Origin of the sequence: Bacillus sp. S3 (assembly GCF_005154805.1) — a bacterium.
GTDB lineage: Bacteria > Bacillota > Bacilli > Bacillales > Cytobacillaceae > Neobacillus.
This window is the reverse complement of record NZ_CP039727.1, coordinates 2,467,541-2,493,767: the sequence shown is the minus strand read 5'-3', so window position 1 is coordinate 2,493,767 and position 26,227 is coordinate 2,467,541. Positions and strand designations below refer to the sequence as shown.

Sequence of the window (26,227 nt, the reverse complement as noted above, 5' to 3'; positions counted from 1 at the left end):
GATAAGAAAAAGATTGACACAACAAGAATTCTAGTTTATTAAATTTTGTAATAAATTTGCCATAAAGTCACTGTTTTCACCAAATGTTGGGTGAGATAATTTATTTAAGGTAGAGATGATATTACAAAGGAGTAGAATTAGAGAATGTCAGAATTTGAGACAAAGAAGTACTCAAGAAAAAAACAATGCATAGTGGATGACTGTGAGGAAGATGTGAAGGCTCAGCAGCTTTGTGGAAAGCACTACATGAGAATGAGAAGAAGGGGTTTAAAGCATACAAATACAGCTGAATCAGGGTCAGTTGAGCACTGTTTGGCTGTAGGTTGTAATAAACCCCATTTTACAAACGGATATTGTGAGCATCATAACTATGTTTACAATAAGTTGGGATATCCCCACATTCCAAAAGTGGTTAAGCTTTGTGGTGTTGAAGACTGCTTAGATAAATACTTCAAAAAGGGACTTTGTGAATTACACTTTAACGAGTGGCAGAACAATCTGAAAAGGCATAATCTTAATGAACAAATTGAAAAAGCAAGAATCTCCGCTAATTAGAATTTGCAGAGTTATAAATTGAAATAAAAGACCCCTAGTATGCTAAAACATCAGCATGTCGAGCTGCTTGATGATTTTAAATGTAAAAAGGCACTTCTCCTATATAGAGAATTGCCTTTTAATAATTAAACACCAACATAGTCGATTTTTTTTTGGTTATCTAGGTTAATTATTTTCCGATAGTAGCACCGTCATACCTTCTCTTTATTTCTAGCTCTGCATTTATAACTACCTTTTTCCTCCACTATCATAAACCCTTTCTTTGTGTCGACCATGAAATTCATAGAGTTTTTTGTGTTAGTTGTGATCTTTTCTTTCAATTCTTCTGCGGTCAGGCGTTTTTCACGAAATGCAGATTCTCTCATGACAATTTCAAACGTATGTCCATAACTTAAGAATACTTTTGTAAATTTAACACCAAGCGGTAGTATTCTTTTCACATGATTGAGTGCAAACCAAATGCAGGTTTCATTTTTAAAAGACTTTGTTGGAAACAGCCAGATGTCTAATGATGTATCAATTTTAATTGGATACATCCTACGATTTTCACCAAGCAACTGAGTGGAGCTATAAAGTGCTCCCTTAAAGTTAGATCCATAGCTGATGAGTGATTTGTCAATAAGCTTGACTGGTGACATCGGTACTAAAAACTCGTCGTCGTGATCAATCACATAGCTATATAATTCGCCGTTTTCATAATATACTCCGTAAAACAACACCGTTTTTTCATTTATCAAATAATCAACCTTCAAATCCATTTCTATTCCCTCTTTCTCTTTCATCATGGTTTATGATTCTTTTAATCTTGCATCTATGATTTTTTTACGAAAAAGGGTATACTAAACTTCAAGTTGGTATACCCAACCTTAGAAACTCATGGGCGCTGTCCGGCGAGACTTAGCCGCCTATGAGTTTTTATATTATTTTTCACATTCTTCTCACCTCCCTTGCTGCTCTAGCCATGCGACTAGTTTTTCTATATTGCCTTTTTCATTTGACAAAAAATAATAACCAGACCTGGCGGCACCCTTGAAATTTTTCCAAACAGGATTTTCTCGCTTCCAATCCACTTGTCTCAACTGTTCCATCCGGTAAATTATTTCTTGCTGCCGCTCTTCAAATGGGTGTTGTTCCAAGCCTTTATTGACATAATATGCAATGCTCAAGAGTAATGGGTAATTGGCAAGCATGGATTCATCAAAGTCACCAATTCGCTCTGGTGGATACTGATGAAATAATTCATTGAACCAAACCGTAAAGAGTGCGATATAATCATTAGCTGCGAGATTTGTTTCATAGTAATCATCTACCACACGATGAATCATTCTTCCAGTCAGAAAAATAGCCACTAGATGGCGCAACTGGGACAATGACAGTAATTTCTTATTCGTTGGCCGAACAATCGCCCGTTTCTCAATCTCCACTCCAGCAATCTTAATCTGCTTATTGTTTTTTAAAATCGCATTCGTTATTTTATTCAATTCTTTTCTGGAGTCGAAAGCAATCCTCTTTGATAATGCTACCTTTTTTCCCTTCGTATTCAGATCAATAAATAACTGATCTGCCTCTTCTTTTGTCAGACCTTCAAAAATTTGGACTGCCACTTCTGTTTTTTGAACAAATCGAAGAAGTTTGTAGCCTATTTTCATGTGTTCGTCACAGTCATTCTTTACCGCTCGACTTCCCATTTCTTCGATTTGGCAAAATGCTTTTAATCGTTGGTTCCCATCAATAATTATTAGTTCTAAAGGCTTGTCCCCACCTATACTCTTAGCTGCTGCAACTAATGGCGGAAAATATATCTGTTCTGTTAAAACGTTTTCAAGAATATATTTTTTAATTGCTCTGACATGCAATTTGTTTACCTCACGTAATTTTACTTGCCCGTTTTGGATAAGTGTAGTGAGTTCTTGAATAGTGTAGGTTACCATCGCTTGCCGCTTGGAAAATACGTTATTCACAATCAAGTGGATCCAATCCTTTCTTTATCTATAATCGCCTTAAATTTCCATGCTGTTTTTTGAATAGCCGTCGTTGATGAATGATGCTTTATTCTTCTGGTTGAAGGGTCGTATAAATGTGTAAAGAGTGGATCATCATGTTTCCATGTGCAATGTTTTTTTAATTTAGTAAGCTGCATGATGGCTTCTTGATGAGAAATAGAGTAATTCTTGGTGAGATGAAAAACTGTGAAAGCTAAGGCCACTTGTATGCCTGTTAATCCTGCCACAAATTTACGGCGATTGGCCATTTGTTTAGGAAATATCTTCTGCCATGATTCAAAAAACATTTGTGAAGTGGCGATAATTTCATTTGGTTGATAGTTTCCGAAAATCGCATCTCCCTTTTTTACTGTTAAGTTCCCTTCAAACATGGCTAGTAAGCATTTTTTCATGATTGTTAAAGAGGTGACAGCTGAATTGTAATTTGTCAAACGCGATAGTTCTTGCTCAATTTCAAATTCTGACTGCAATCGTTTGGCTACCTTTCTCGTTAATTCTGTATATTGGTCACGATGATCATATTGCATGATTAATCCAATATGCGCTTCTTTTCGCTCTGTATTAATATCCGTGAATAGCTGCCTCTCTTCTTGCTGTGATAAATCCAAATACACTTGCATAGCTACTGGATAATCTTTCAGTTTGTCGATGTACACTTGGATGATTTTTGCTTCTTTATCATTTCCCATTTCTTCCGCTGTTTCCTTTTGCGATTTTAAGTGGCTTAAGGCTGATGACATCGCGGCGCTTCTATGTTGGCCATCCAATATGTATAGCTTAGTGCCTGGTTCTAAGGCCCATCCCTTTTCGGCTTCTAAAAACGCACCCCTCGCTGAAAAGATAAATGGTGAAAAATAAAAATCCTTTCCCTTTAATGATTTTAAAATAAACTCTCTTATTTCCGATCTTCGCTGTGGATCTAATTTTCGCTGCACCTCAGGGTCTACCTCAAAAAGCGCTTCCAATGTTGAAAATCGTAATTGGGTTGCAAGTACCTTTTTTCCAAACTGATTATAGTCAATTCCTTCAATAATTGTTCTAAAGTCATGATTCGACAATCATTATCACCCCTTTCGACAATATTATATTGATATCCAACTACAAATGTAAATTGGAATTTCCCATTGCTTATTCGTTGAATTTTTACCTCACGTTGTTCTTTTGTCCTGTATTCTGCAAAACCTTGACAAATTTTATAACTATAGTAAAATAGCAGTTTTCGTTTGAATAGCGGATTTTTCCAACAAAAACCCAATATTCTCTTACTAAAATGTAATTTTAAAGGCTTAAAACGCTGCGATTTTTTTATTTTTTTACTTGTGACAGTTTGTTCACTGTTTATTCAAAATTCGGTCAATAATTCCATTGTGACTTATGAAAGTCTTTTTGCGAATCAAAAAAAGGAATGGCATTGAATTAGCTGCCACTCCTTTTCTATCTGTATTAGTAGTTACAAGCAAAAGCAATAAGCCAGATACCCTGGGTATTTGCAATGGGTTGCTGAAATTCTTTTTCATCTGACGGCATATACTTTTCTAATCATTCACGCATTCATTAAATCCCCTGCTCTTCACATAGCCTTAGGTACAACACATCAGATTTCGTTCACCCTTCCAAATGATAAAACTGTTAATGTTGCTTGCATCCTAGGTCAACTGTTCCTATGCTTCACTCCTCCCTTTTATAACATCCCGCTATAGCTGGGAAACTCGCAAATTCCTTCCTCATGTCTCGAAAAGAAATCCCATCTTTCCCTCGACAAATCTCCCAATCTAACGGATATTCATGACAGTTCAACGGGAGTTGATGGTAGGTTTCGCAAAAGAATTGGATGGCCTCTTGCTCACTGGCTGCATAAATAAAGATAAATTCATTTTGGTTCCTTTTCAGTGAGTATATGCGAATCTTATGAAAACCTAATAGATTATTTCGAATCATCTCCGCTACTAACTGATGATTAGCTTGATCAAAGTCTACTTTGGAAACGTCGTCTTCTAATGAAATTTTCTTTTCAGCAAGTAAATGGTAGAGATAATGAGCCAAGGAGGATTCTTCATAGATTAAACTATCCCGGTAAAGTTCTTTCACGATCATGTCATAGCACCTCGATTTTCATTTTTTTATCAGCCGTTTGCGTCGTCACTATTGATCGAATAGCCGGTTATACTAGGGACAGGCTCTGTTCCTTTTGATCCTCAATGGCTCCTGTATCCTCGTTATACTTCACTTCGATGGATCCAACTGGGCCGTTTCGGTTTTTCGAGACAATGATTTCAAGGGAACGATTCTCGGATTCCTTGTCATAATACGCTTCCCGGTACAGCATTAAAATGACATCGGCATCCTGTTCTACACTGCCCGATTCCCGAATATCAGACATCATCGGCCGTTTAGACGCCCTAGATTCTACTGATCGATTGAGCTGTGCCAAACAAATGACAGGACAATCAAAATCCTTTGCCATTGTTTTCAGGGATTTGGATATTTCTGTTACCTGCAAATGGGAATTCCCTCCATATAATTGACCTGATTGGATTAGGGTTAAGTAATCAATAAAAAGGATTGGTTTCTTGTTTGGATATTGATGCATGAGCTTTCTCGTTTTCGCCCTCATTTCGGCAATCGTTTGTCCGGCCCCATCAAATATTTGCAAATGGGTTTCATTAAGATCACCGATCACATCGAACCATTTATCCTTTTGACTTTGACTTAACATCCTTTTCGGATCCCGCATTTTTCCCCGGTTAAAGCCCCCGGTCGAAGCCATTAATCGAGAGGTTATCAGCTTTTCAGGCATTTCTAAGGAAAATACAAGTGGCAGAAACCCGGCCCAACCCGCCATTTTGGCAAAATGAAGCATCACATCGGTTTTCCCCATCGATGGCCGTGCCGCTACCATCGTCACTTCACCGCCCTGGAATCCTCCTGTCACTTCATCTAGCTTTTTGATACCCGTTGTGACACTTTCAAGAAGCAGCTGATCTTCCCACGGTGCCTCATAAATAGCTGCTAACGCTTGTTGTATGGGCGTGTGATCATCCATTTTCATTTGGTTAATTTTATCCAATTCGCCAATGACTTTCGCAATCTCCCAATCATTCATCGCTGCAAGCGTTAAAATCCTTCTCTTTTCCCGTTCCTTCCACAGTTCAAGAATCAGCTTCTCCGTTCCATCAAATTTCTCAGGATCGGCATACGATAACAGCTCCGAAAGGTAAGATATTCCACCTAATGATTCGAGGTTTGGTAAGGTACTTAAGCTAATTAAATCGATATTCTTACCTGCTCGCTTCAACTCCACCATTCTTCGCATGATTTCTTTATGCTGTGTACTTTCTAGCTGTTCTGGTTGAACCACTGAATCCATTAGTAAGTAATCCGCCTTCATCAAGCTTCCTAGGAACACTTTTTCCGCTATACTCATCACTTTTCACCTCTTGTTAGATCGAGTTCAAACCCTCTGGGGATATCTCTTCCGGCAGTCGTTGGAATCGTCTTTCGAACGGGCTTTTGGTTATTCTGATACGAATCAATATCTTCTACAGTCAGTAAAGATTCGTTTTCCCAGTTTTTCAATATCCCGATTATATAGTTCAGCTTTCGTGTGTTATTCGCACAGGCAATATTCATCGCTTTTAAAATCAATTCTTTTGGCTGTAAAAAGTGAGAATCATCTAACCAAGATAACAACTGTTGTTTCCCATTCACGTTCGTAAACCCAAATCCATTGTTGTCCCAAAACTCAACAATTTCTTTGATCTCTTCTGATTGTTGATTTTTCTGGTACGAGTTCTCTATGTTTGGAAGTCTCTCACGATTTGACGGGAGAGCTTTTTGTTGTTGTTTTTGTTTTTCTTTTTCTTTTTGTTTTTCTTTTTGCCCACGTATCGTATCACGGGACAGGAACGTATCGTCCGTTTCTTCACATTCAGTTTGATATGTATGATTTACTTCTTGATCTCTCACATCATTCCCGCAACACAGCCCTTCTTGTTCACAAAAAGATTGGTAGAGGCTGCGAATTTCCTCTTTTACAATGGATTCTGATACATATTGAATGAGCGAGTGATCCTCCACCTCTTTTAATTCGGAAAAAATACAATCCATCACCGGTTTTCCTCCTTTTTGGAGGTTCTCTTTCCCCCAGTTCTTAATTGCGAGCTCACGTGTTTCAGGATTATAACGAATCAACTTGTGGTGCAGGCTGAATCGTTCCATTAACGAATGAACACTCTCAATCGAATAGCCCAAATCAAAAGCCATTTGTTTTTTCGTAATCTTATAGATTCCAATTTGCGTCGTTTGTGGATTCGTCAGCAGATACACGTAAAAGTATTTGTCCTCAGGGGTCATCTCCTCTAAAATAACCGGGTTCTTCCAAAAATCCGTACGCACCATTCTGTACTTTGCCATCTTCAATCCATTCCTTTCTTCTCCTAAATTCCCCTTCATCGTTTATTTATGGATAAAGAGGGAAAAAGGATGGGAAATTTTAATAATTATGTAGATATTTGATAAAAGAATAATTACTAGGTATCCTTTGCACTTCTACGATATCGTGAATACTAGAGTAATGCGAACCAACCTTTTTCATTTTTTGTAGGGATATTTAAACCAAAACGGCAAAAAACGCCTTCAAAAATGAATTTTGAAGGCGTTTTTTGCATTTTCATTCCAATTTTTTATTGTTTTTACACGAAGTTGACGGACATTCGAGAACTACAAAAACAACTTAAAGAAAAAGGAATGACAATGCTATCTAAAGTAGATGAGTCAACTCAAGGACCAGCATTTTTTACAATTGAAGACCGTGAAGGTAATCAGATTCTCGTAGATCAAAACAGATGATAAAAAGGTAAATAGGGTCCGACCTAGCGCGCTAAAGCGTTAGCACGTTTGGGGTCTGACCCTAAAACTTGAATAGTAAATTACAACATAGCAACATTTTGTAAACATTCGTAATTTCTAATTGAAGATGCTTTCATAATAATAAATTTTTGATTCGGAAGGTCTGTTTAAAATTTAGTTTACCGTTATTCAGCCGCAGCATTTTTTATATTTTTTCCCGCTTCCACAAGGGCATGGATCATTTCGACCGACTTTATTTTCATTTCGGACTGGAGCACTTGGAAGACTATTCCCCTGATTTGTTGAATTTCTAAAGTCTATCTCTCTTTCCTTTGCTACTTGTCTCCACTCACCTAGTTCTGGATGATCTAAACCTAAGATCGAATAATAGCTGTAAACGGTCTGTTCAATATCAACAAGGCCTGAAGAGTATTCCAGCTTCATATGTTCGTTAATTTCAGGAAGTGTCTCTTCCGATAGCTGATGACTAAGTGCTTCGGCAAGGATGTCTTGTTGATCCAGTTCTTTCGCAGAATGATAGGCCTCTCTAAGAACCTTTACAGCAAGGTCCGATTTAATGTTTTCAACGACTGAAGCAGCATATATAACGGACTCGTCTTTCCTTAGGTATGGTGCAACCTCCCTCACTACCTCATCTGATTGAAAACGAATTAACGCTTCGGAAGCTTCTTCTAACAAGGTGTCATCATCACGAGCCAATAAATCGGCTATTGAAGGAATATATTGTTCCAACTTTAATAATCCAATCATATAAACATTCAAGATTCCATTAAATGAAAACCACTGTTCCTTTACTTCCTCTTGCAGCACCAGTTGTATTTCATCTTCCGTCACCCAGCCCTTTTTCACCAAACACGCTGCGAGTTTTTTTGCTTTTATGTAAAGGTCATGTTGGAAAGAATCCATACTATCAAGGTCATTTAAGATGCTTCCATATTCTGTGTAAACTTCTTCTTCCGTCCCATGTAACAGTAAATCATATAATGACCATGTATCATCGGGAATATACTTTTGAAGTTGTTCCTTATATTTTAATGCTGTTTCTGGTTCGATACGATTGACCAAATTTATCGCTAAATGGCGTTTAGATGGATCCATTGAAGGGATATTTTCAATTAGAATCCTAACACCCTCTTCATTGATGGGTTGATTTTCAACATAGATCAAGATCGAGGATTGTTTGTCTTTTTTTCTAAATGCCTCTTTTAGTAATTCAATGGTCCATTCTTCCGGAACATTCGGATAATCATGCAGCATATGCAAGACTGTTTCTTGGATTAAAATATCATCACTAATCAAGTGTGGTTTAATTTTTTCTAAAAATGTCATTATCTTTTCCTCGCAATTTACTTTTTACATCACAATCATTGTACTTTTATTACTATACAAAGTAAAAAAATTGAATTTACAATAACTATCGCCTACTCATCTGCAATGTTTGATATGCAGTATGATGATTCCCACTTCCCATTTTCTCATCCGGGCCCACTTCTAAATAAAGTCCTGACAATGCTATTGCGTATCGGGGTTCCTTTTTATCTACTTCGCTAAACCGCTTGTACAGTCTTCACTCCATCTTCTAACCAAGCCAATTCGCTCTTCCGTTTCATCCTGAATATTATTATGGTGGTTCGAGGAATTGTCATTAGTTTAGTCCTGATTCCCATTTATCCATTTCGCAAAAAAGTCCCAATCCCGAATAGTTCCGTCATTATTCAGTATTTCAAGATATACACCGTCACCCTTTCCCACTTGCCAAATAGCTTGAGCAGTATTTACTTTTTCTGAGATACCGCTTTTCATTATGTAATCAAAAAAGACGGTTTTACCAGGTCCAAAGGTTTCAGCAACATAGGCTACTAAGTAAATATCGATGCAGCTTGCGCCAAATTCATTTGGGCTTCCGTTAAGAATATGTTGTTTAATTAAGGTTTTTCTTCGTTCGTGTGTTGCGAATAAGATTGCTAGTTTAATTTTGTCAATTTGATAAGCTTGATAACTTCTCTTTTCCCATTGTTTTAATTGGGCGTAATCGCCTTGAACTGAAATCAGTTTGTTTAGCATATTTTTCAAATTACAAACTGTGGGTATGATGTAATGATGAATGCTGCGTTCGCGCAAACTGCTTGGTAATTTAATTGGTTCTTGAAGAGTATTGATCATCTTTTGCCTCCAAAAAATATTATTTCAATTTAATGTAATTCGACAAAATTTGAAATAACCCCTCCTAAGAAACAAATATTGCCACGGATGCCACGGGACGGTTCTCCTGGCTTTAAATTAGGTAAAAAAGACCACCAGAACCGTCCCCTTGCTTCCAATTGGAATGTAATTTTTTTATTTGAAGATAATACAAAGGGTTACACATTTTCTGTAAGTAAATTACTTAAATGGAGGAAAAAAATGAAGCGTAAATTTCCGGTTATCATTTTCATTGTATTTTTACTACTTGGAACCTTAAGTGCTGTAAGCGCAGGGAATCGGGTGGAAGCAGCAAGAGATAAAGCGGATATTGTGATTAAAAACGGATACATCCTCACGATAAATGAAAAAAAGGATGTTTTCCCAAAAGGGACAGTGGTGATCAAAGACAAAAAAATTATCGCCGTTGGTGACGAAAAACTTAGCGAGCAATATAGCGCATCAAAGGTTATCAATGCCGCTGGAAATATTGTCATGCCTGGAATGATTAATACTCATAATCATGTTCCTATGGTTGCGTTTAGGAGCATTGGTGAAGAGGGCGTAGGCAATCGGTTATTTGAAGTGTTTTTTCCGCTTGAAGAAAAACTTCTTTCAAGAGATCTTATTTATAAAGCATCGATTCACGGGGCCATTGAAATGGCAATGGGAGGTGTGACTACCTATGCGGATATGTACTACCACGAGGATGAAGTAGCAAAAGCAACTGAAAAGATTGGCATTCGAGGAGTTCTTGGAGAAACCGTTATTGGGTTTCCAGTAGTCGATGCACCCGAACCATACGGCGGGCTAAAATATGCGGAAGATTTTATCAAACAATATAAAAACAATGAATTAATCACTCCGTCGGTTGTTGCTCATGCACCATATACAGTTAGTCCTGAGATGTTAAAGGCATCCAAAGCATTGGCGAATAAATATCATGTACCCTTTGCCCTTCATGCAGCAGAATTTGCGGATGAAGCACAAAGAGTCGCTAGTAAATATGGACAAACGTATGAATCCGTCATTAAATACTTAGATTCTCTAGGGATCCTAGATGAAAATACGATGCTTGCACATGCTATTCATATCGATGATGAAGACATTGCAATCATTAAAAAAAGAGGAGCTACGATTGCTCATAATCCAATTGCGAATACAAAAGGGGCTACCGGTGTTGCGCCTGCGATTAAGATTGATAAAGCACGAATAAAGATGGGCTTAGGAACGGACGGACCAATGAGTTCAAACACCATGGATGTCTTTGGAACCATGGGATACGCCGCAAGAATTCACAAACTGGTTAACAAAGATCAAAGTCTAATGCCTCCTAGTAAGGTCGTCGAACTTGCAACGATTGGCGGTGCCAAAGCACTTGGCATGGATAAAAAAATCGGCTCTCTTGAAGTTGGTAAATTTGCCGATATCATTATTGTTGATGTACATGAACCAAATACGTTCCCAACTTATGATCCCTATGCCACGTTGGCATACTCAGCGGGACCGCAAAATGTAAAAGATGTAATCGTTAATGGGAAAATGATCGTTGAAAACAAGAAACTGAAAACATATAGTTATAAAAAAGACCTTAAGGATATGGGAGAAATTTATAAACAAGTTGAAAAAGTTGAAAAAACACTCCCCTATCATAAACAACAATAAGGGTAAAGGATGATCCACCTGAGCTAACTCAAGGGTGGATTATTTTTTTTTCGATTATGAAATGACAGATAAAAATAGTCATACACCCCGGTACTTTAAAGCGTTAGTTCACTGGGGGTTGACACACTAGACCCGATGATTTTTAATTCGGAAATTTTTTCACGTTTTGATCATATAGTATAAAGAGGTGAATGACATGGATAGACATATTAAACAAACATTTGATATAAATTTTTTAAAGATTGGCATAATTGCCAATGCGGGAGTTTTACAAATTGGGACTGGGTCTGGAACCATTCAACGTCTCCCTCATGCTGGATATACTACAATCGGAACTTCATTAGTTCATCTAACAGCTATAACTCCTTCTGTCCCACTACAATCACCAGTAGGTCGAAAATAAAAATTTTGACCTTTCTTTATGAATGGCAAACACATTTGTTTGTGCACGAGACCATCCCTAAATTCCTTTTCACCACGCCTGGCTAGATTTTTCTTCGTTCTTGACTTGCTGCTGATCCACCATAAGCATTGCTTCCTCATCATTACATCCCCTATCGATTCTGTTTCTTAGAATTTCTTCACTATCACTCTCTTGCATTCTTAAAGCAGAAAAAGTGACTGCCTCTATTTTTTCTGCTGATCTGCCATTCAAAACGCACACTAAATCTTCCCACCTATATTTAAAAAAATGGGACTTAATAATTTTCCGTTTTTGTGGTGACTTACATATGATAATGTACCGATGACTTCAAACGGAAAGGAGGAGTTCCTGTTGAGTGAGGAAAAGAATGAGGAATCAAGTAAATCAGGTAAGTCACTGTGGAAACCGCTTTTGGCAGCACCCGCTTTATTTTTTCTTGCCCCATTAGGGATCGGTTTGTATTTAACTCATCCATTTCCGGCAAAGACGACAAAAAATCCAGGGGAATATGGTCTTGCATTCGAAGAGATTGAATTTTTCAGCCGAAAAGATCAAGTAAAACTGTCTGGCTGGTGGATTCCATCCGTTTCAAAGAGAAGCAAGAAAACGGTCATCACAGCACACGGTTACATGAATGAACGTGCCATGGAAAGGATTGAAGGACTGCGACTTGTTAAAGTTCTATCAGAACAGGGCTATAATGTACTGATGTTTGATTTTCGCAATGCAGGGAAATCGAAGGGAAAAACCACGGGGATTGGATATTTTGAAAGACACGATTTATATTCAGCGATTGAATATGCGGTTCAGGAAAAACATCAGGAAAAAGTTGCTCTGCTTGGCTGGAGTATGGGAGCTGCCACTGCGCTTATTGCTGGATGTGAACACCCTGCTGTTTCCGCCATCATTGCCGACAGTCCCTTTTGTGATTTAGAACCTTTTCTAAAAGAAAATCTTTCCTATTGGACCAAGCTGCCAAAACGGCCATTTACGCCGATTGTTTATCATTCCATGCGCAAGCTCCTCAAAATTGACCCCACAGAAGTGTCACCCATCAATCATGTGAAAAATACGAAAGGAAAATCCTTCTTTCTCATCCATAGTAAGACAGATAAAGCTATTCCTTATGCCGAGAGCGAAAAATTATTTCAATCGATCTCATCCAATAACCATAAAGAATTGTGGCTGACAAACGATTGCGAGCATATTCATTCATATCGCTTGAATAAAAATGAGTATACACGCCGTGTACTCAGGTTCCTAAATAAGCACTTAAAGCTTGGCTAAAACCATTTACTTCCACGCCTTGTATTCCCTCTATTTAAAAATAATAAGGACAAAGGTTCTTCATCCAAACCTACAATTTTTAGAGGGACGGTTTTCTTTTTAACTATGTTTGTCACACCACCCGCGAGTGCATGGTTAGAACAAAGAAAAAAGGGTCAGACCCCCGATATGCTAACGCTTTAGCATGCTGGGTTCTGACCCTTTTATTTATCGTTTGTTATGGCTGGATCCCTAAATCAGCCAAAATCATTTCTAATGTTTTTCCGTTATGACTTTTCTTTGGCTCAGGAGCATTTTCTACATCTTGGTTTTGTTTGAGGTAATTCTTCTGTACAAATGACAGATCTGTGGCATCTACTTTCCCGTCAAAGTTGATATCTGCGGCCCGATCATTGGTTTTCCACGTTTTTTGAATCGCAAGTGCGTCGAGAACATCAATGGCCCCGTCTTGATTCACATCACCGGCAATGAGAAGATCCGGTTCCGCAAACAGATAATTCCCATATAAGATACCGTTGCGCTCATAGCCAAGCTGGATGTTACTTCTGGTAAAGAAATGGCCTGGAACAGTCATTTCAATCGTATACGGATCCTTGGCCATCTGCAGTTTATCCATTACATAAAGTCCACTATCCTCTATGGAAGATGTTGCATCGAACACCTTACCGCTCGGATGAATCAGTTTCACTGTTCCCCCCACCTTGGACCAGTCTTTACTGCCTAGGTATCCGTAGTCATTTGGATCACCGATAAAGAATGCCTCTGGACTGACGTAACCCTCTACTCTTGAAAATTGCGGGTTTATTTTAAGACGGTAAGGGGCATGGAGTACATTAATTTTATTATCATTTGCATCGGTTACGACAATAGTCGGGTCGGTGTACCCTAGTGAGTAGAATTCTTCTCCCAAAACTTTGAACGTTATCTCGACTACTGCTTGCTTGTCTAATACCCCGCTAGGCTCATTAAATTGGACAGATACTTTCTTCCCATTAACAGCAAGCGCTGCTTTCTCTGCAAAAGGTTTAGTGAGGCTGGCCTCGACAATTTCCAAAGTTGGAAGGTCCAAAAAGTCACTAAAGGTCCATTCGGCTTTGGATACATCGTTAAGGTTATCCAACACTAAGTTTACTTTTATGAGATCATCGGTTTTTGCCTCGGTGGTTTCACTTGTTGGATACGTAACCGCTGTTCCTTCTTTAACGAAGTAGTAATTCTTTATTACCTTATTTCCAGCGGCATTATAGCCATCCATACCAAAAGGAAGGGCAGGAATAGATTCGTCCATAAGAATTTCTTCAACGAATTTCCCGTTTTTATCCATAGAAATTGGAGCAGATGGGAATCCATAATAGCCCCAATAATAAATCATAAAGTTCGATGATTGATCGTAATTTACGCCATATTTCTTCAACTCATCCACAAAGGGATCGGTGATTTGAATGGCAAATGGGTACGTTTGCTGTCCTGGCTTATATTCAATAAATGGTGAGTCACCATCCAACGAACTTATAAAACTAGGCTGATTGAGATAAATCCATATATGCTTTGTATCCGTAAATGTTTTTCCGGATAGGCCTGTGGTAATCATTTTTAATTTGTAGTGGCCTTCTTTTGCATAGCTACTGTCAGAAGCAATCGGTTTTTTGGCATTCCCGGTAAATTTATAGTAGGTTCCATTAAAGATTCTTACAAAATAGTTGATATTATCAACAACATTTCTGAGGTCAAGAGTGCCAACTAGACCAAGGTCGTTTCCATTTTCATCCTGCAAGATAACATCCATTTTATCCATTGGTGCACTTACATTGAACTGGTTTACTACTATCCGATTTCTGCTTGGATCCCAATCCAGTTCATTTAAATGATCCGGTGAAAGGACTGGATTATCAATCGTCATATGATTAAATCCTTCTTTCAGCAAACGGAAGGTAAATGGTATTCTATACTGCTCAGCAGAATTCGCCGTATTGGTGAACGTCATATACCCTGTATAATAACCTTCTTTTGCCTTTTTATGGACACGGAGGCTTACGGCCACTTTTTGTTCTTCATTTCCCTTTAGATTTACTTATTGGACATGATAATCGCCATGCCATTTTCCTTTAACTTGTTGGAACCTTTTCCTTCGGTAATAGCCACAGAGAATGATTTCTTCGTTTTTTCATAGTTTGTTATTTTAATAGATTTGGTAATGTGCAGGTTTTCATCGGTCAGTTCGTGGTCAAAGCTTAGCCCACCGGTTAATGCCTTCACTTCCGCTACATCCTCCGCACCCGAAATGTGTGTTTTGTCGATAATTTGGAAACTTGCACCGTTGTGCACGGCCTTATATGGATTAATTCTCCCTGCTCCAACTTCAAAAACACTGTAGTCCCCATTAAGTGGATCGGATGTATTCATCAATACCGTTTTAATATCTTCCGGTTTTAATTTTGAATTTGCCTGCAGCATGATCGCGGCAACACCTGCTGTAAATGGCGTTGCCATGGACGTTCCAGAATAACGGGAGTAGGCAAATTGATAGTTCTCTGGATTTTTCGGGTCAGCCATATAGAATGGAACAGTTGAGAGGACGCTCACGCCCGGTGCGATTACTTCCGGTTTCATCCCGTAAGTTTGTCTTACCGGCCCCCTCGAACTAAAGTCTGCAAGACGGTTGCCTTCTGATTGAATTTCCTCATAGCCTGAAAAAGTAACAGTTGTTTGCCCGGCATTTAGCTGTGCCTTTACCTTTTCTCCTTCGGCCTTCGTTACCGAAAAGGTTGGTATATATGAGGTTGATTCACCAAGATTCGCATCAATTTTTCCATCTACATTGTTATAAAGGAGAACCGCTGCAGCACCTTCCTTTTTTGCATTGGTCACTTTCTCCGCCAAAGCAAATTCGCCGCGAGCAACAAGGGCGATCTTTCCTTGCACATCTTTACCAAGATAGTCAGAACTGTTTCCTAACCCGACATCGACAACCTGATAGGATTTTCCATCCAGATCTTTTAATTGATCGGTATAGTTGCGGGCCATACTAACGAGTTCAAAGGCCGTTTCTGTCCCCATGTTTCCTTTGAAGGTAGTAGCCGTCATGGGTACATCGCTCGCTCCAACCGTTAAGGCAAGTGCGGCTGTACCAGGGGAACCTACCGTATATTCTCCGGGACCAGCATTCCCTGCAGCGACAACCGCAGTAACCCCGCTTAAGACGGCAAAATTGACAGCAGTGCTAGTCGGAAAATATGGGTCATTTATCATTGACCCAAGCGAAAGATTGATGACATCCATGCCATCTTCAACCGCTTTTTCAATCCCGGCAATGACATCATCAGAACCGCCACTGCCATAAGGTCCGAGAACACGGTATCCATATAAATCGACACCCGGCGCCACACCTTCAACGGAAATCTCTTTATTCGTTCCCTGCCCGGCTATTGTTCCGGCGACATGGGTTCCGTGTGAAGTATAATAAGTTGAATCCCCAATGAATTCTGGTCCTCCACTTTCTTGCCAGTTGTTATAGGTGGCTTCCATCGGGTCATTATCGTCATCAACGAAGTCGTAACCGCCTTTATAAACCGGCTTCAAATCCGGATGGTTGTAATCAATTCCTGTATCGATTACCCCCACTTTGATGCCTTTGCCCGTCAGTCCTTCCTGATGAAGCTTGTCCACCTTTAAATATGATAAACTTTCTACCGAAGTCCCAGGGGTGCCTCCGTTTTTATCACCTAATGGAATCGGGTCCACCTTAAAGGTTTCATTTTTGTATACTGCTTTTACCACGTCGGATTTCAAGAGACTTTCCACTTGATTGGCCGGCAGTTTCATTGCGACCCCATTATAAACCGTTTCATATTCAGCAGTGATTTGATGATTACCTTTTTTATTTTTCAAATTGCTGGCCGGAAGCATCTTTTTGATATCTTCTTTAAATTTTTCATGATCCTTTGTTACCCGTTCACTGGCTTGTTTTGGTGAAAGCTTCTTCCCCTTTACTTCAGCATCCAGAACGGCAATTTTTCCGGGCTTCGAGCGGAACTGAACGATTACTTCTATCTCTTTATCGCTGTTCAATTCCTCTTTGCTGATTCCTTGAAGACCGATGCGATCAGTTAATTCCAGTTGCTTTAAGGCTGTTCTTTGCTCCGGTGTAAGAGAAGAAAGAATGTTCTCAGCTTTAAAGCCTGTTGCAGATACTTTTGGTGTGTGGATGAAGTTTGCCGACGATAGGAGTAAACCGGCTGATAGAGTAATGGCTGCAGCCTGTTTCCTAAATGTTTTCCTTTTCATAATCTCCCTGCTTTCTATTAAATTTGTAATATATAAGTACCTCCCTTTCTATTAATGCAATTTACACCTACTATTATAGTAATATTAGGAAAATTCAACCATTGGGGTTTTATTAGCAAAAAACGAAGGATATAAGGCGATATTTAGTTACGGATTTCGGAAAATTCGTAGTCTATTCAAATCGCATGGGTTCTTTGAGGGGATTTAGATGTATTTATGATTGAAAATTCGCACAATACTAGTCCTTTTCTCCTGGATTCAATTACCCCAAATGATTTCCGTGTGGATGGGGGCATTCGCATGTCGAAAAAATACCGGAGGAACCGTCCCTCAGGTCATTCGAATATAATGCACTAACTATTGGAGGTGCCAATAATGAAAGGACTATACATGAATGATCCTTCGCTTATAAGTCAACTAAAAGAGTGGGAAAAAAATGCCTTAGAGAAATTCTCCATTAAATTAAGTGATAAAGAAATACCATTTCCCTGTATCCCAGCCACGATAGGGTTCTCTCTAAATCAGTTGTGCTACGGTTTTATTGGAGATCCGAGGGAAGTTTCCACCATTCACGAACTCGCAGAGTTAGTTAGCAATTTTACGGAAGTTTCAAGGGATTTTGGCCATTATACATCTCTGATTGTTTTTTATGAAACGCCTGAGGATATGAAAGAAGCTTATAAAGCTGAAGATTACGAACAATTATTTTGGCGTCATCTTTCTGGGCTATGTGCTATAGACTGTTTTGATTGGCCACAGGATATCCCTACTGACCCACATGATCCGATTTGGGAATTTTGCTATCATGGTGAAAAGTATTTTATGTATTGTGCCACCCCAGCGCATGTGAATCGAAGAAGCAGGCATTTTGAGGTGATGCTGCTCGCCATTACACCACGTTGGGTTCTTCAGGAGTTTAACAAATCACAGAAATTTGCCCAAAATATAAAAGCTCAGGTTCGCAAAAGGCTGGCAAACTATGACTCCGCCCCGATCCACCCTGATTTAAACAGCTATGGCTCAGAGGATAATTTTGAGTGGAAACAATATTTTCTTCGAGATGACGATACTTCATTATCTAAATGCCCTTTCCACCGAGGACTTAAGAGATAAAATGATAAAAATTATTATAATTTATTAATCCGGAGCAGTTCTTAACAGGCATAGAAAGTTAAGGATGATGATGAGGAATTGGTGCTCTTCATCACCCATGCAGGGCACACATTAAAACTGACCAGACATTATGACTGGTCAGCCTTTTTACCCTTATTCTCGCTTTTTTGCTACAACCTCCGCCGCAGGTTTTAAAAGAAGCGGCTCTTCTCAGAACGGATCAAATATTTTTCCGAATTTCCTTCAAATTTAGGCGCATCCTTAGCAAGAGCTTCTTTCGTTACTTCCTGTGGAACAAATGAATCCCCTTTAAAAAGGGTCAGACCCCCGGTGCGCTAAAGCGTTAGCACATCGGGGATCTGACCCTAAAATTCAGGTAGTGATAGCGCCCCTTTTTACTTAGTAAGAAGTTCTAAAAAGGAACAAATGGTTAAAATGCCTTTATCAAAGTTTTCTAAGTTAAAATGTTCATTCGGTGCATGAAGATTTTCATCTGGTAAACCGAATCCCATTAAAACAACAGGTGCATGTAGGGAATGGCTAAAATCCGATACAATCGGAATGGAACCGCCTTCTCGTTTGTAAACAGGTGCTTTCCCATATACGTTTTGATACGCATCGGCCGCTTTTTGGATCATCGGACTGTCGATGGGAGTTAAAAACGGATTCCCCGTGTCGCCAAGAGTCACCTTTATTGTGCAACCTTTGGGTGCGTGTTCTTCCAGATGCTTCTTAATCAATTGCTGAATCTTTTCCGGGTTTTGATTGTGAACGAGACGGCAAGTGATTTTGGCATGTGCCTCGTTCGGGATAACCGTTTTTGTTCCTTCTCCTTGAAATCCGCCCCATAGGCCGTTTATTTCTAATGTTGGCCGGGAACTAATTTTCTCAGGATAAGGAAAATCATTTTCCCCTCCAGTTAATTCCGTCAACCCTAACGATTGTTTCAGCTTTTCTTCATTGAAACCCAATGCTTTAATTTGTTCCTTTTCATATTCAGTCAGTTCTGTGACATCATCATAAAAATGCTCCACATTTACTTTTCCGTTTGCATCATGAAGGGTTGCAAGCAGCTGTACCAATAAATGATTGGCATTCTGGACTCCCCCTCCAAACATGCCTGAGTGCAAATCAGAATTTGCGGTTTTTAGGGAAAACTCTAGTGCACAAAGACCTCTTAATGAATAGGTGATCGCTGGCACTCCTCTGTCCCACATATCAGAATCGGAAATCACAACCACATCACAGGATAATTTCTCTTTATTTTCGGATAAAAAGGATGAAAGATGGGGACTACCGATTTCTTCTTCCCCTTCGATGCAAAATTTTACATTAACCGGCAATTTGCCTTCTACTTTCAATAATGTTTCCATTGCTTTGATATGTAAGAACGTCTGCCCTTTGTCGTCTGTTGCTCCTCTGGCAAAAATCTTTTCATCACGGATTGTCGGTTCAAACGGAGGAGTTTCCCATAAATGAACAGGGTCCACGGGCTGTACATCATAATGGCCATACACTAAGACGGTTGGGGCGTTTTCCCGATGAAGCCAGTCCGCATAGATAATAGGATGTCCTTTTGTTTGTACGATTTCCACATGTTCCATTCCTATATTTTTTAATTTATCAGCAATCCAGGAAGCTGCTTTTTGAATGTCCTCTTTATGCTCAGATAAGGAACTGACGCTCGGAATCCGGAGCAGTTCTTTTAACTCCTCAATATTCTCATGATGATTATTTGATATGGCTTCTGATAAATTTCCCATATTATCACCTTTTCTACTTTATTTCCTATTCTTATTTTATACAAAATTGAAGGGGAGAACAAACATCAACCAATCTACCCCCTAAGATTCATTACTTCTCCCTTTGATTCATCCACCATCGCTTTCAAATCATGACCCGATGGGTTCTGGAATAAGCGCAGTCCAAACTCTTGTGCTACAGCGAAAAGATGGTCAAAGATATCAGCTTGTACCGATTCGTATACTGCCCACCGTATATCATTTGAAAATGCATAGATTTCGAGTGGCAGCCCATGTTCTGTTGGTTCTAATTGTCTGACCATTAAGCTCATTTCTTGATTGATTCCAGGATGATGTTGAATGTAATTGCTGATATACGCCCGAAATACACCGATATTGGTCAGAGCCCTTCCATTCACCGGATTGCTCCGATCAATATCGTTCTTCCTATTGAACTCTTCAATTTCACTTTCCCGATTATTCATATAGTCCGAAAGAAGATTGATTGTATAAAATTTCTTCATCATCTCCTCGGTACAAAATGAAATACTAGTTGTATCAATAAATAATGATCGCTTAATTCGGCGCCCTCCAGAGGTTTGCATCCCTCGCCAATTTATAAAGGAATCGGATATCATCGCATAGCTTGGAATCATGGTAATCGTTTTGTCAAAATTTTGTACCTTTACGGTATTTAAAGAAATATCAATGATATCTCCATTTGCCCCGTATTTCGGCATTTCAATCCAGTCTCCCACCCGAACCATATCATTGGAAGCCAATTGAATCCCTGCAACAAGTCCTAATAACGAATCTTTGAAAACCAACATCAGTACGGCGGAAAGCGCACCAATCCCGCTTAGAAAAACAAGTGGACTCTTACCAATCAGGTTCGCAATTACCATTATTACTCCAAATGTTATGACAATAATATTAATTACCTGGATATACCCTTTGATTGGCTTAATCTTCGATATTTCATAGGTTTGATAAATATCATTAATCGCATTTAATAAGCTGCTCATCACCAATAAACCCACAATGATAAGATAGGCAATGGCACTATTTTCTATCAAATTCTGATAGCTTGGAAAGGTTGATGAAAAAAAATAGATTATGATGGCAGGAACAAAATGAGATAACTTATGGAATACCCTTCGTTCCAAGAGTATTTTATCCCACGTGAATTTGTTATTTTTCACAATATGAGCGATCACCCTGATGACTACTTTTCTTGTGATAAAATGCGCTGCAACACAGATCATCCAGATAAGAAGAATCATAATCATAGTAGAAAGATACCCAGCAATGGTGGGATCTATTTCAAATTCTTTAAGCAGTTCACTTATGTAATTCATATATGCCTCTCCTTGATGTTATTTTGATATATTGCCAATTATAACAGAAAGCCATGGGGACGGCTCAGGTCCTTTTCACTAGTTATTCACGATCGCAACTTAATTAGATTGGCAGAGACCTATGGCGGTCCTTTTTAATATATCTATACATTGTATATATTAAAAAAGACCGCTGGTGATGGTCACATCCTACGGTCCATGCAATTCCCTTCAAGTTTAGCAGTCCACAGTGCTACATTGTTGCTTCAATTAACTTTAGGTTCTTTGTTAGTAATCATTTAACTTTTTGATGATTCCGAAAATTCAATGCCCTATTTTATCATGTTGGCTATTTGTTTCGATTGTAGCTTTTCTAGTAAATTTAAAATGGTAAAAAACATAGCATGCGACAACAAAGCCGAATCCTATGTACAAAGATGTCCGCTGTGTTGGATCGAAAGCGGTAAACACGACGATTCCAATGCACATGATGAAGCACGCAATCGGAACTAAAGGGAAGAAAGGAACTTTATATTTCAAATCCTCCAACTTTGCACCACTCGCAATATACTGTTTACGAAATTTATACTGTGCAAGCGCTATCGCCATCCACGTAACCAATCCTCCAACACCACTGATAGCAAGAAGCACCACAAATAATGTTTCTTCTGCTACGACACTAGTCAGCAAGGACAACAAGGCAAAAGCGAGAGACACGATCAATGCGTTCATAGGTACACCGCGCTTATTTACCTTTCCGAATGAACGAGGGGCATGCCCACTTTGTGAAAGGGAAAAAAGGATTCTCGCACAAGCAAACAAACCTGTATTTCCCACCGAAAGAATGGCTGTTAAAATAACGAAATTCATAATATCAGCTGCATAGGGAATTCCAATCATATCGAACACAGTTACAAACGGGCTTTCGAGAACCCCCGCTTCTTTCCACGGAACAATGGCTGATAAGACAAAGGTTGCAAGTACATAGAAAAGTAAAATACGGATAATGATACTACGAATGGCCTTTGGGATACTCTTTTCAGGATCCTCTGTTTCACCTGCTGCAACACCCATAATTTCCGAACCCATAAATGAATACACGACTGTCATCATCGAAATAAATACACCAATGAATCCCATTGGAAATAATCCATCACCGAAAAAATTTGAAAGGAATGGGGGAGATTCCCCCTGGATCGGAATCAATCCGAACACGGCAGCTCCACCAATCACGATAAAAAGAATGACAGCAAGTACCTTTATCGCAGAGAACCAATATTCCATCTCGGCAAAGCCTCTTGCCGTCAAAGCGTTAATACCAAACAAAAGTAAGGTGAAAACTGCACACCATACCCATATTGGTACATCTGGAAACCATCTGGCCATTAGCAAACCGGCCGCAATAAACTCCAGTCCTACATAAATAGCCCAACTCAACCAGTAGGTCCAGCCAATCATAAACCCGGAGGCAGGACCGATAAATTTCTCTGTATGGGCCTGAAAGGAGCCTGATACCGGCATCACGACGGATAGTTCTCCAAGGCAAACCATGACCAAGTACATAAGTAATCCACCGACCAAATAGGCAACAATCGATCCTGCAGGTCCGGCCTCACCAATCGCATATCCGGATCCTAGAAAAAGACCAGTTCCAATGACTCCGCCTATGGAAAGCATAAATAAATGTCTACTTTTCATTGAACGTTTTAATTCTTTTGGTTGATTACCTAGTTCTTGCTGCATCTAATCCCTCCCAATTTTTTTTCTATCCCCATGGTCTATTTACTAGAATGATTGCCTGTAATACTGACAGTTTATCCGAGCTGAACCTTTTCGGAAGGATCAGCAAACTCTACTAAATCGCTGACTTCCGGTTTAAAAATTTCATAGGCAACGTCTCGCTGATACCTGTTTTGTTTCTTTGCTTCCGAAAATAATCGATAGGTATTTTTTCTGCATAGCTTTTCAATATCGTCTATGACGGACTGCGGATCCGGATTGACCAGTCCAAAAATAACGGCGTCATAAAATCTTATGGCCCCTAGGTTCGCAACAAAATCATTGACGATGTCGATTCCTCTTTGTTTGATGATTTGATCTCCATCGGAAGAGATTGGAATATTTGCAGCTTCAACTATCAAACCTGCTTTTACAGTATCAGCATTTGACTTATTTATTACGTCCTCTAATGCACATGGGATGAGGATATCGCAGTCCACATGAAGCCAGTCCGAGTTTGGCCTTACAATATAGTTCGATTCAAAATAGGCTTGATCCATTTCTCCATATCCATTTTTATGGTTAATGAGCTTTTGAACATCTAAACCATCATCACATGTGACTAACAAGTTTGCATCCGATATTCCGACTATTTTATAGCCTAATTGAGACAGTTTTAATGCACAGCTTGCACCTACACAACCGAAGCCTTGGATAACAACCCTTGCTCCGCCTTTACCGTTCTTAAATTTCCACGCTTCATCTGCTGAAAAGGCAACACCATATCCTGTGACAGCATCATATAAAGGTAATCCGTCAATACTTGTCTTCATCAGCCTGTCAAATTCCTTTATCCCATGACGCACAGCAGGATCGTGTTTCATTGACTTCGTCAAAGGGATATCAATGCCGAATTCGTTAAAAATCTTGAGCACATCTTCATATTTTGTACCTAAATCACTTCCCAAAGATACGCCAATATCAATATAAGGCATCATGGCAATTAAAAATCTTCTTAATACGGCATATGCATCCGGGGCTTTATAATCATAAGAAATACCAGCCTTACATCCCCCAGTCGTTCCGCTGTCATTAGCTACATACTTATAAGCCATTGCCTTGGCTAATCGTATAACCTCTTCCCTTGTCACGGACGGATGCATTCTCGTTCCGCCGCCTGTATAACCTTTTATGAAGTTATGAACAACTAACCACCCTTGTGCATCTGTTTCCGTATCATTCCACTCTACAACTAAATATGGTTTATCCAATCTTCATACCTCCTTCATTTTGAAAATGTTATCTAATAGTATGATAGCACACTCCATTAAAGCGCTTTCAAAATTATCGATTAATATTGCTCCCATCCCATATCTACACCTACTAGTTTACTAGCAAAATTCATGCCAACTTTTCTATGAACAAAACAGCGGACTCATAAGGTTTTATGCCTATGCAAGTGAGTGCAATGGTGTTCAACGAGTACCTGCAAACTCACCCTTACCCTAACATGTAGGTCCCTTGTAAAAAATATTGCTGAAGATTACCTGCAGGCTTTTCGTTAAGCCTCTATTCAAACCAATATATAGGCTTTGGATCCAGATTAATATTAATTTGTTTCGTCTCCTGATATTCATCCAGCCCATACGTACCAAGGCTTCTGCCAATACCACTTTGTTTATAGCCTCCCCAAGGGGCTTGAATATTCGTTAGATGGTAGGCGTTCACCCATGTGATGCCGGCACGGACCTTTTTGATAACTCTTAGTGCCTTGTTTTGATCGGTAGAGAAAACCGCACCCGCAAGTCCGAACACTGTGTCGTTGGCAATCTTGACGGCCTCTTCTTCATTCGTGAATTTCTGGATCGTTACAACAGGACCAAAAATTTCTTCCCTGACAATCCGCATATCGCTTGTTACGTGGGTGAAGACGGTAGGTTCAATGAAAAATCCCCTTTCCAAACCGTCTTTCTCGATTCGATGGCCGCCCAGAGAAAGGGTCGCACCCTCTTCTATGCCAATCTGGATGTAGTCTAGTATACTCTCAAAGTGCTTTTCACTGACAATGGCTCCCATCTGGGATTGCTCATCATTTCCGGGACCCACTCGTATTCCCTTTGCTTTTTCTACATATTTCTCCACAAATTCTTCGTAGATACTCTCTTGGACAAGAATACGGCTCCCCGAAGAGCAAACTTGCCCAGAACCCATGAAAATGCCAAATAAGGAGTAATCGACGGCTGTTTCTAAATCTGCATCATCAAAAATGATGTTCGGAGATTTCCCTCCCAACTCAAGGGACACTTTTTTCATATTTGTAGTCGCCGCCTGCATGATTTGGCGGCCGACCTCTGTGCTTCCAGTAAAAGAAACAACATCCACATCATCGCTTTCAGCAATCGTCTGGCCGACAACCGATCCAGATCCCATAAGGAGGTTCGCTACTCCCTTTGGTAAATCAGTTTGATCAATCAGCTCAAACACTTTTACCGCTGTCATTGGGGTAATTTCTGCCGATTTTAATAGAATGCTATTTCCTGCTGCCAATGCCGGAGCAATCTTCCAAACACTCATCAATAAAGGGAAATTCCAAGGAACAATTAATCCCGCAACACCGATCGGTTCCTTTACAATCAATGTCTGCATATCCTGAGATGCTTCAAACACTTGGCCATTAGGGGCATTAAGCAGACCTGCGTAATAACGAAATGTATGAACCGCCTCCTCAGCATCCGACTGTGCCTCTCTTTTTGTTTTTCCATTATTCTGAACTTCCAAATCCCTTAACTCATGAATATTTTCCTGCAGTTTATCAGCAATCTGAAGTAAAACCGCCGCCCTCTCCTGCGGGGATTGATCAGACCATACTCCACTTTCAAACGTTCTCTTCGCTATTTTGATTGCTTCTTCTGTTTCAGCTTTTGTTGCTTTTGGGGCTCTGGCAATGACTTCTTGTGTAGCAGGATTCATGATATCAAGTTTTTGCGGGTTACTGGAATCTGTCCATTGTCCATTTATATATTGTTTCAATTCTATTATCATACCTTT

General features: G+C 39.4%; 21 protein-coding genes. 5 read left to right on the top strand and 16 right to left on the bottom strand.

Translation table 11 applies throughout. The annotated features are described in order from the left end of the window. Positions 1-144: 144 nt before the first annotated feature. Positions 145-555, top strand: a complete 411-nt coding sequence (locus tag FAY30_RS11995) for a hypothetical protein (RefSeq protein WP_149870100.1) — start codon at positions 145-147, stop codon at positions 553-555. A 191-nt stretch (positions 556-746) separates the two neighbouring features. Here FAY30_RS11995 and FAY30_RS11990 read toward each other — a convergent pair whose 3' ends face one another. The 8 genes from FAY30_RS11990 to FAY30_RS11955 all read right to left on the bottom strand — a co-directional run bounded on the left by FAY30_RS11990 (position 747) and on the right by FAY30_RS11955 (position 9,590). Beyond that, positions 747-1,340 carry a competence protein ComK gene (locus FAY30_RS11990; protein WP_149870099.1) on the bottom strand — a complete coding sequence of 198 codons (594 nt, stop codon included), beginning with the start codon at positions 1,338-1,340 and terminating at the stop codon, positions 747-749. A gap of 153 nt (positions 1,341-1,493) precedes the next feature. Continuing rightward, complete coding sequence (locus FAY30_RS11985; protein ID WP_149870098.1) at positions 1,494-2,516, bottom strand: DNA sulfur modification protein DndB; 1,023 nt, start codon at positions 2,514-2,516, stop codon at positions 1,494-1,496. A gap of 2 nt (positions 2,517-2,518) precedes the next feature. Continuing rightward, complete coding sequence (locus FAY30_RS11980) at positions 2,519-3,616, bottom strand: DNA sulfur modification protein DndB (protein WP_149870097.1); 1,098 nt, start codon at positions 3,614-3,616, stop codon at positions 2,519-2,521. 610 nt (positions 3,617-4,226) lie between these two features. Then, the gene (locus tag FAY30_RS11975; protein WP_149870096.1) at positions 4,227-4,652 is read right to left on the bottom strand and encodes a hypothetical protein; all 426 of its coding nucleotides are present in this window, start codon (positions 4,650-4,652) and stop codon (positions 4,227-4,229) included. A 67-nt stretch (positions 4,653-4,719) separates the two neighbouring features. Further along, the gene (locus FAY30_RS11970) at positions 4,720-5,982 is read right to left on the bottom strand and encodes a replicative DNA helicase (RefSeq protein ID WP_149870095.1); all 1,263 of its coding nucleotides are present in this window, start codon (positions 5,980-5,982) and stop codon (positions 4,720-4,722) included. Then, on the bottom strand, positions 5,982-6,971 hold the full coding sequence (locus tag FAY30_RS11965) for a DnaD domain protein (RefSeq protein WP_223820954.1): 990 nt from the start codon (positions 6,969-6,971) through the stop codon (positions 5,982-5,984). Before FAY30_RS11965 ends, FAY30_RS11970 begins: the two co-directional genes overlap by 1 nt. 624 nt (positions 6,972-7,595) lie before the next feature. Beyond that, positions 7,596-8,756: an SEC-C metal-binding domain-containing protein gene (locus FAY30_RS11960; protein WP_149870094.1), complete on the bottom strand. Its 1,161-nt coding sequence runs from the start codon at positions 8,754-8,756 to the stop codon at positions 7,596-7,598. A gap of 321 nt (positions 8,757-9,077) precedes the next feature. After that, on the bottom strand, positions 9,078-9,590 hold the full coding sequence (locus FAY30_RS11955) for a hypothetical protein (RefSeq protein ID WP_149870093.1): 513 nt from the start codon (positions 9,588-9,590) through the stop codon (positions 9,078-9,080). A 240-nt stretch (positions 9,591-9,830) separates the two neighbouring features. Here FAY30_RS11955 and FAY30_RS11950 point away from each other — a divergent pair, with 240 nt between their 5' ends. Together FAY30_RS11950 and FAY30_RS11945 are read left to right on the top strand one after the other, a co-directional pair. Next, positions 9,831-11,273 (top strand): amidohydrolase family protein, encoded by a 1,443-nt coding sequence (locus FAY30_RS11950; protein WP_149870092.1) that lies wholly within the window; start codon positions 9,831-9,833, stop codon positions 11,271-11,273. A 196-nt stretch (positions 11,274-11,469) separates the two neighbouring features. Further along, complete coding sequence (locus FAY30_RS11945; RefSeq protein ID WP_149870091.1) at positions 11,470-11,676, top strand: spore germination protein GerPB; 207 nt, start codon at positions 11,470-11,472, stop codon at positions 11,674-11,676. Between the two features lie 69 nt (positions 11,677-11,745). Here the strand turns inward: FAY30_RS11945 and FAY30_RS11940 are convergent, their stop codons facing one another. Then, positions 11,746-11,937 (bottom strand): hypothetical protein, encoded by a 192-nt coding sequence (locus FAY30_RS11940; protein WP_149870090.1) that lies wholly within the window; start codon positions 11,935-11,937, stop codon positions 11,746-11,748. A 111-nt stretch (positions 11,938-12,048) separates the two neighbouring features. Here FAY30_RS11940 and FAY30_RS11935 point away from each other — a divergent pair, with 111 nt between their 5' ends. Further along, positions 12,049-12,984: an alpha/beta hydrolase gene (locus tag FAY30_RS11935; RefSeq protein WP_190284889.1), complete on the top strand. Its 936-nt coding sequence runs from the start codon at positions 12,049-12,051 to the stop codon at positions 12,982-12,984. A 217-nt stretch (positions 12,985-13,201) separates the two neighbouring features. On the opposite strand, the gene FAY30_RS27515 is transcribed toward FAY30_RS11935, so the two are convergent. Beyond that, positions 13,202-15,025 carry a dockerin type I domain-containing protein gene (locus tag FAY30_RS27515; RefSeq protein WP_223820953.1) on the bottom strand — a complete coding sequence of 608 codons (1,824 nt, stop codon included), beginning with the start codon at positions 15,023-15,025 and terminating at the stop codon, positions 13,202-13,204. A 26-nt stretch (positions 15,026-15,051) separates the two neighbouring features. Further along, on the bottom strand, positions 15,052-17,268 hold the full coding sequence (locus FAY30_RS27510; RefSeq protein WP_223820952.1) for a S8 family serine peptidase: 2,217 nt from the start codon (positions 17,266-17,268) through the stop codon (positions 15,052-15,054). A 390-nt stretch (positions 17,269-17,658) separates the two neighbouring features. Between FAY30_RS27510 and FAY30_RS11925 the strand changes: the two genes are divergently transcribed. Further along, a complete protein-coding gene (locus FAY30_RS11925) occupies positions 17,659-18,381 on the top strand; it encodes a YqcI/YcgG family protein (RefSeq protein WP_223820951.1) in 723 nt (240 codons plus the stop codon). A 395-nt stretch (positions 18,382-18,776) separates the two neighbouring features. Here FAY30_RS11925 and FAY30_RS11920 read toward each other — a convergent pair whose 3' ends face one another. From FAY30_RS11920 to FAY30_RS11900, 5 genes are all read right to left on the bottom strand, one after another. Continuing rightward, complete coding sequence (locus FAY30_RS11920) at positions 18,777-20,144, bottom strand: dipeptidase (protein WP_149870088.1); 1,368 nt, start codon at positions 20,142-20,144, stop codon at positions 18,777-18,779. 74 nt (positions 20,145-20,218) lie between these two features. Continuing rightward, positions 20,219-21,481, bottom strand: coding sequence for a mechanosensitive ion channel family protein (locus tag FAY30_RS11915; RefSeq protein ID WP_149870087.1), 1,263 nt, complete (start codon positions 21,479-21,481; stop codon positions 20,219-20,221). 303 nt (positions 21,482-21,784) lie between these two features. Next, positions 21,785-23,203: an amino acid permease gene (locus FAY30_RS11910; RefSeq protein ID WP_149870086.1), complete on the bottom strand. Its 1,419-nt coding sequence runs from the start codon at positions 23,201-23,203 to the stop codon at positions 21,785-21,787. A gap of 71 nt (positions 23,204-23,274) precedes the next feature. Beyond that, on the bottom strand, positions 23,275-24,450 hold the full coding sequence (locus FAY30_RS11905) for a Glu/Leu/Phe/Val family dehydrogenase (RefSeq protein WP_149870085.1): 1,176 nt from the start codon (positions 24,448-24,450) through the stop codon (positions 23,275-23,277). Positions 24,451-24,748: 298 nt separating this feature from the next. Next, entirely contained in the window at positions 24,749-26,218 is a 1,470-nt protein-coding gene (locus FAY30_RS11900; RefSeq protein ID WP_149872680.1) for an aldehyde dehydrogenase family protein, read from the bottom strand. Between the last annotated feature and the right edge of the window lie 9 nt (positions 26,219-26,227).

Bases quoted from the DNA above. Each gene is read 5' to 3' on its own strand.
- FAY30_RS11995 (WP_149870100.1), top strand. From the start codon at position 145: ATGTCAGAATTTGAGACAAAGAAGTACTCAAGAAAAAAACAATGCATA.
- FAY30_RS11990 (WP_149870099.1), bottom strand. From the start codon at position 1,340: ATGATGAAAGAGAAAGAGGGAATAGAAATGGATTTGAAGGTTGATTAT.
- FAY30_RS11975 (WP_149870096.1), bottom strand. From the start codon at position 4,652: ATGATCGTGAAAGAACTTTACCGGGATAGTTTAATCTATGAAGAATCC.
- FAY30_RS11970 (WP_149870095.1), bottom strand. From the start codon at position 5,982: ATGAGTATAGCGGAAAAAGTGTTCCTAGGAAGCTTGATGAAGGCGGAT.
- FAY30_RS11965 (WP_223820954.1), bottom strand. From the start codon at position 6,971: ATGGCAAAGTACAGAATGGTGCGTACGGATTTTTGGAAGAACCCGGTT.
- FAY30_RS11960 (WP_149870094.1), bottom strand. From the start codon at position 8,756: ATGACATTTTTAGAAAAAATTAAACCACACTTGATTAGTGATGATATT.
- FAY30_RS11955 (WP_149870093.1), bottom strand. From the start codon at position 9,590: ATGATCAATACTCTTCAAGAACCAATTAAATTACCAAGCAGTTTGCGC.
- FAY30_RS11950 (WP_149870092.1), top strand. From the start codon at position 9,831: ATGAAGCGTAAATTTCCGGTTATCATTTTCATTGTATTTTTACTACTT.
- FAY30_RS11945 (WP_149870091.1), top strand. From the start codon at position 11,470: ATGGATAGACATATTAAACAAACATTTGATATAAATTTTTTAAAGATT.
- FAY30_RS27510 (WP_223820952.1), bottom strand. From the start codon at position 17,268: ATGAAAAGGAAAACATTTAGGAAACAGGCTGCAGCCATTACTCTATCA.
- FAY30_RS11925 (WP_223820951.1), top strand. From the start codon at position 17,659: ATGAATGATCCTTCGCTTATAAGTCAACTAAAAGAGTGGGAAAAAAAT.
- FAY30_RS11920 (WP_149870088.1), bottom strand. From the start codon at position 20,144: ATGGGAAATTTATCAGAAGCCATATCAAATAATCATCATGAGAATATT.
- FAY30_RS11915 (WP_149870087.1), bottom strand. From the start codon at position 21,481: ATGAATTACATAAGTGAACTGCTTAAAGAATTTGAAATAGATCCCACC.
- FAY30_RS11910 (WP_149870086.1), bottom strand. From the start codon at position 23,203: ATGCAGCAAGAACTAGGTAATCAACCAAAAGAATTAAAACGTTCAATG.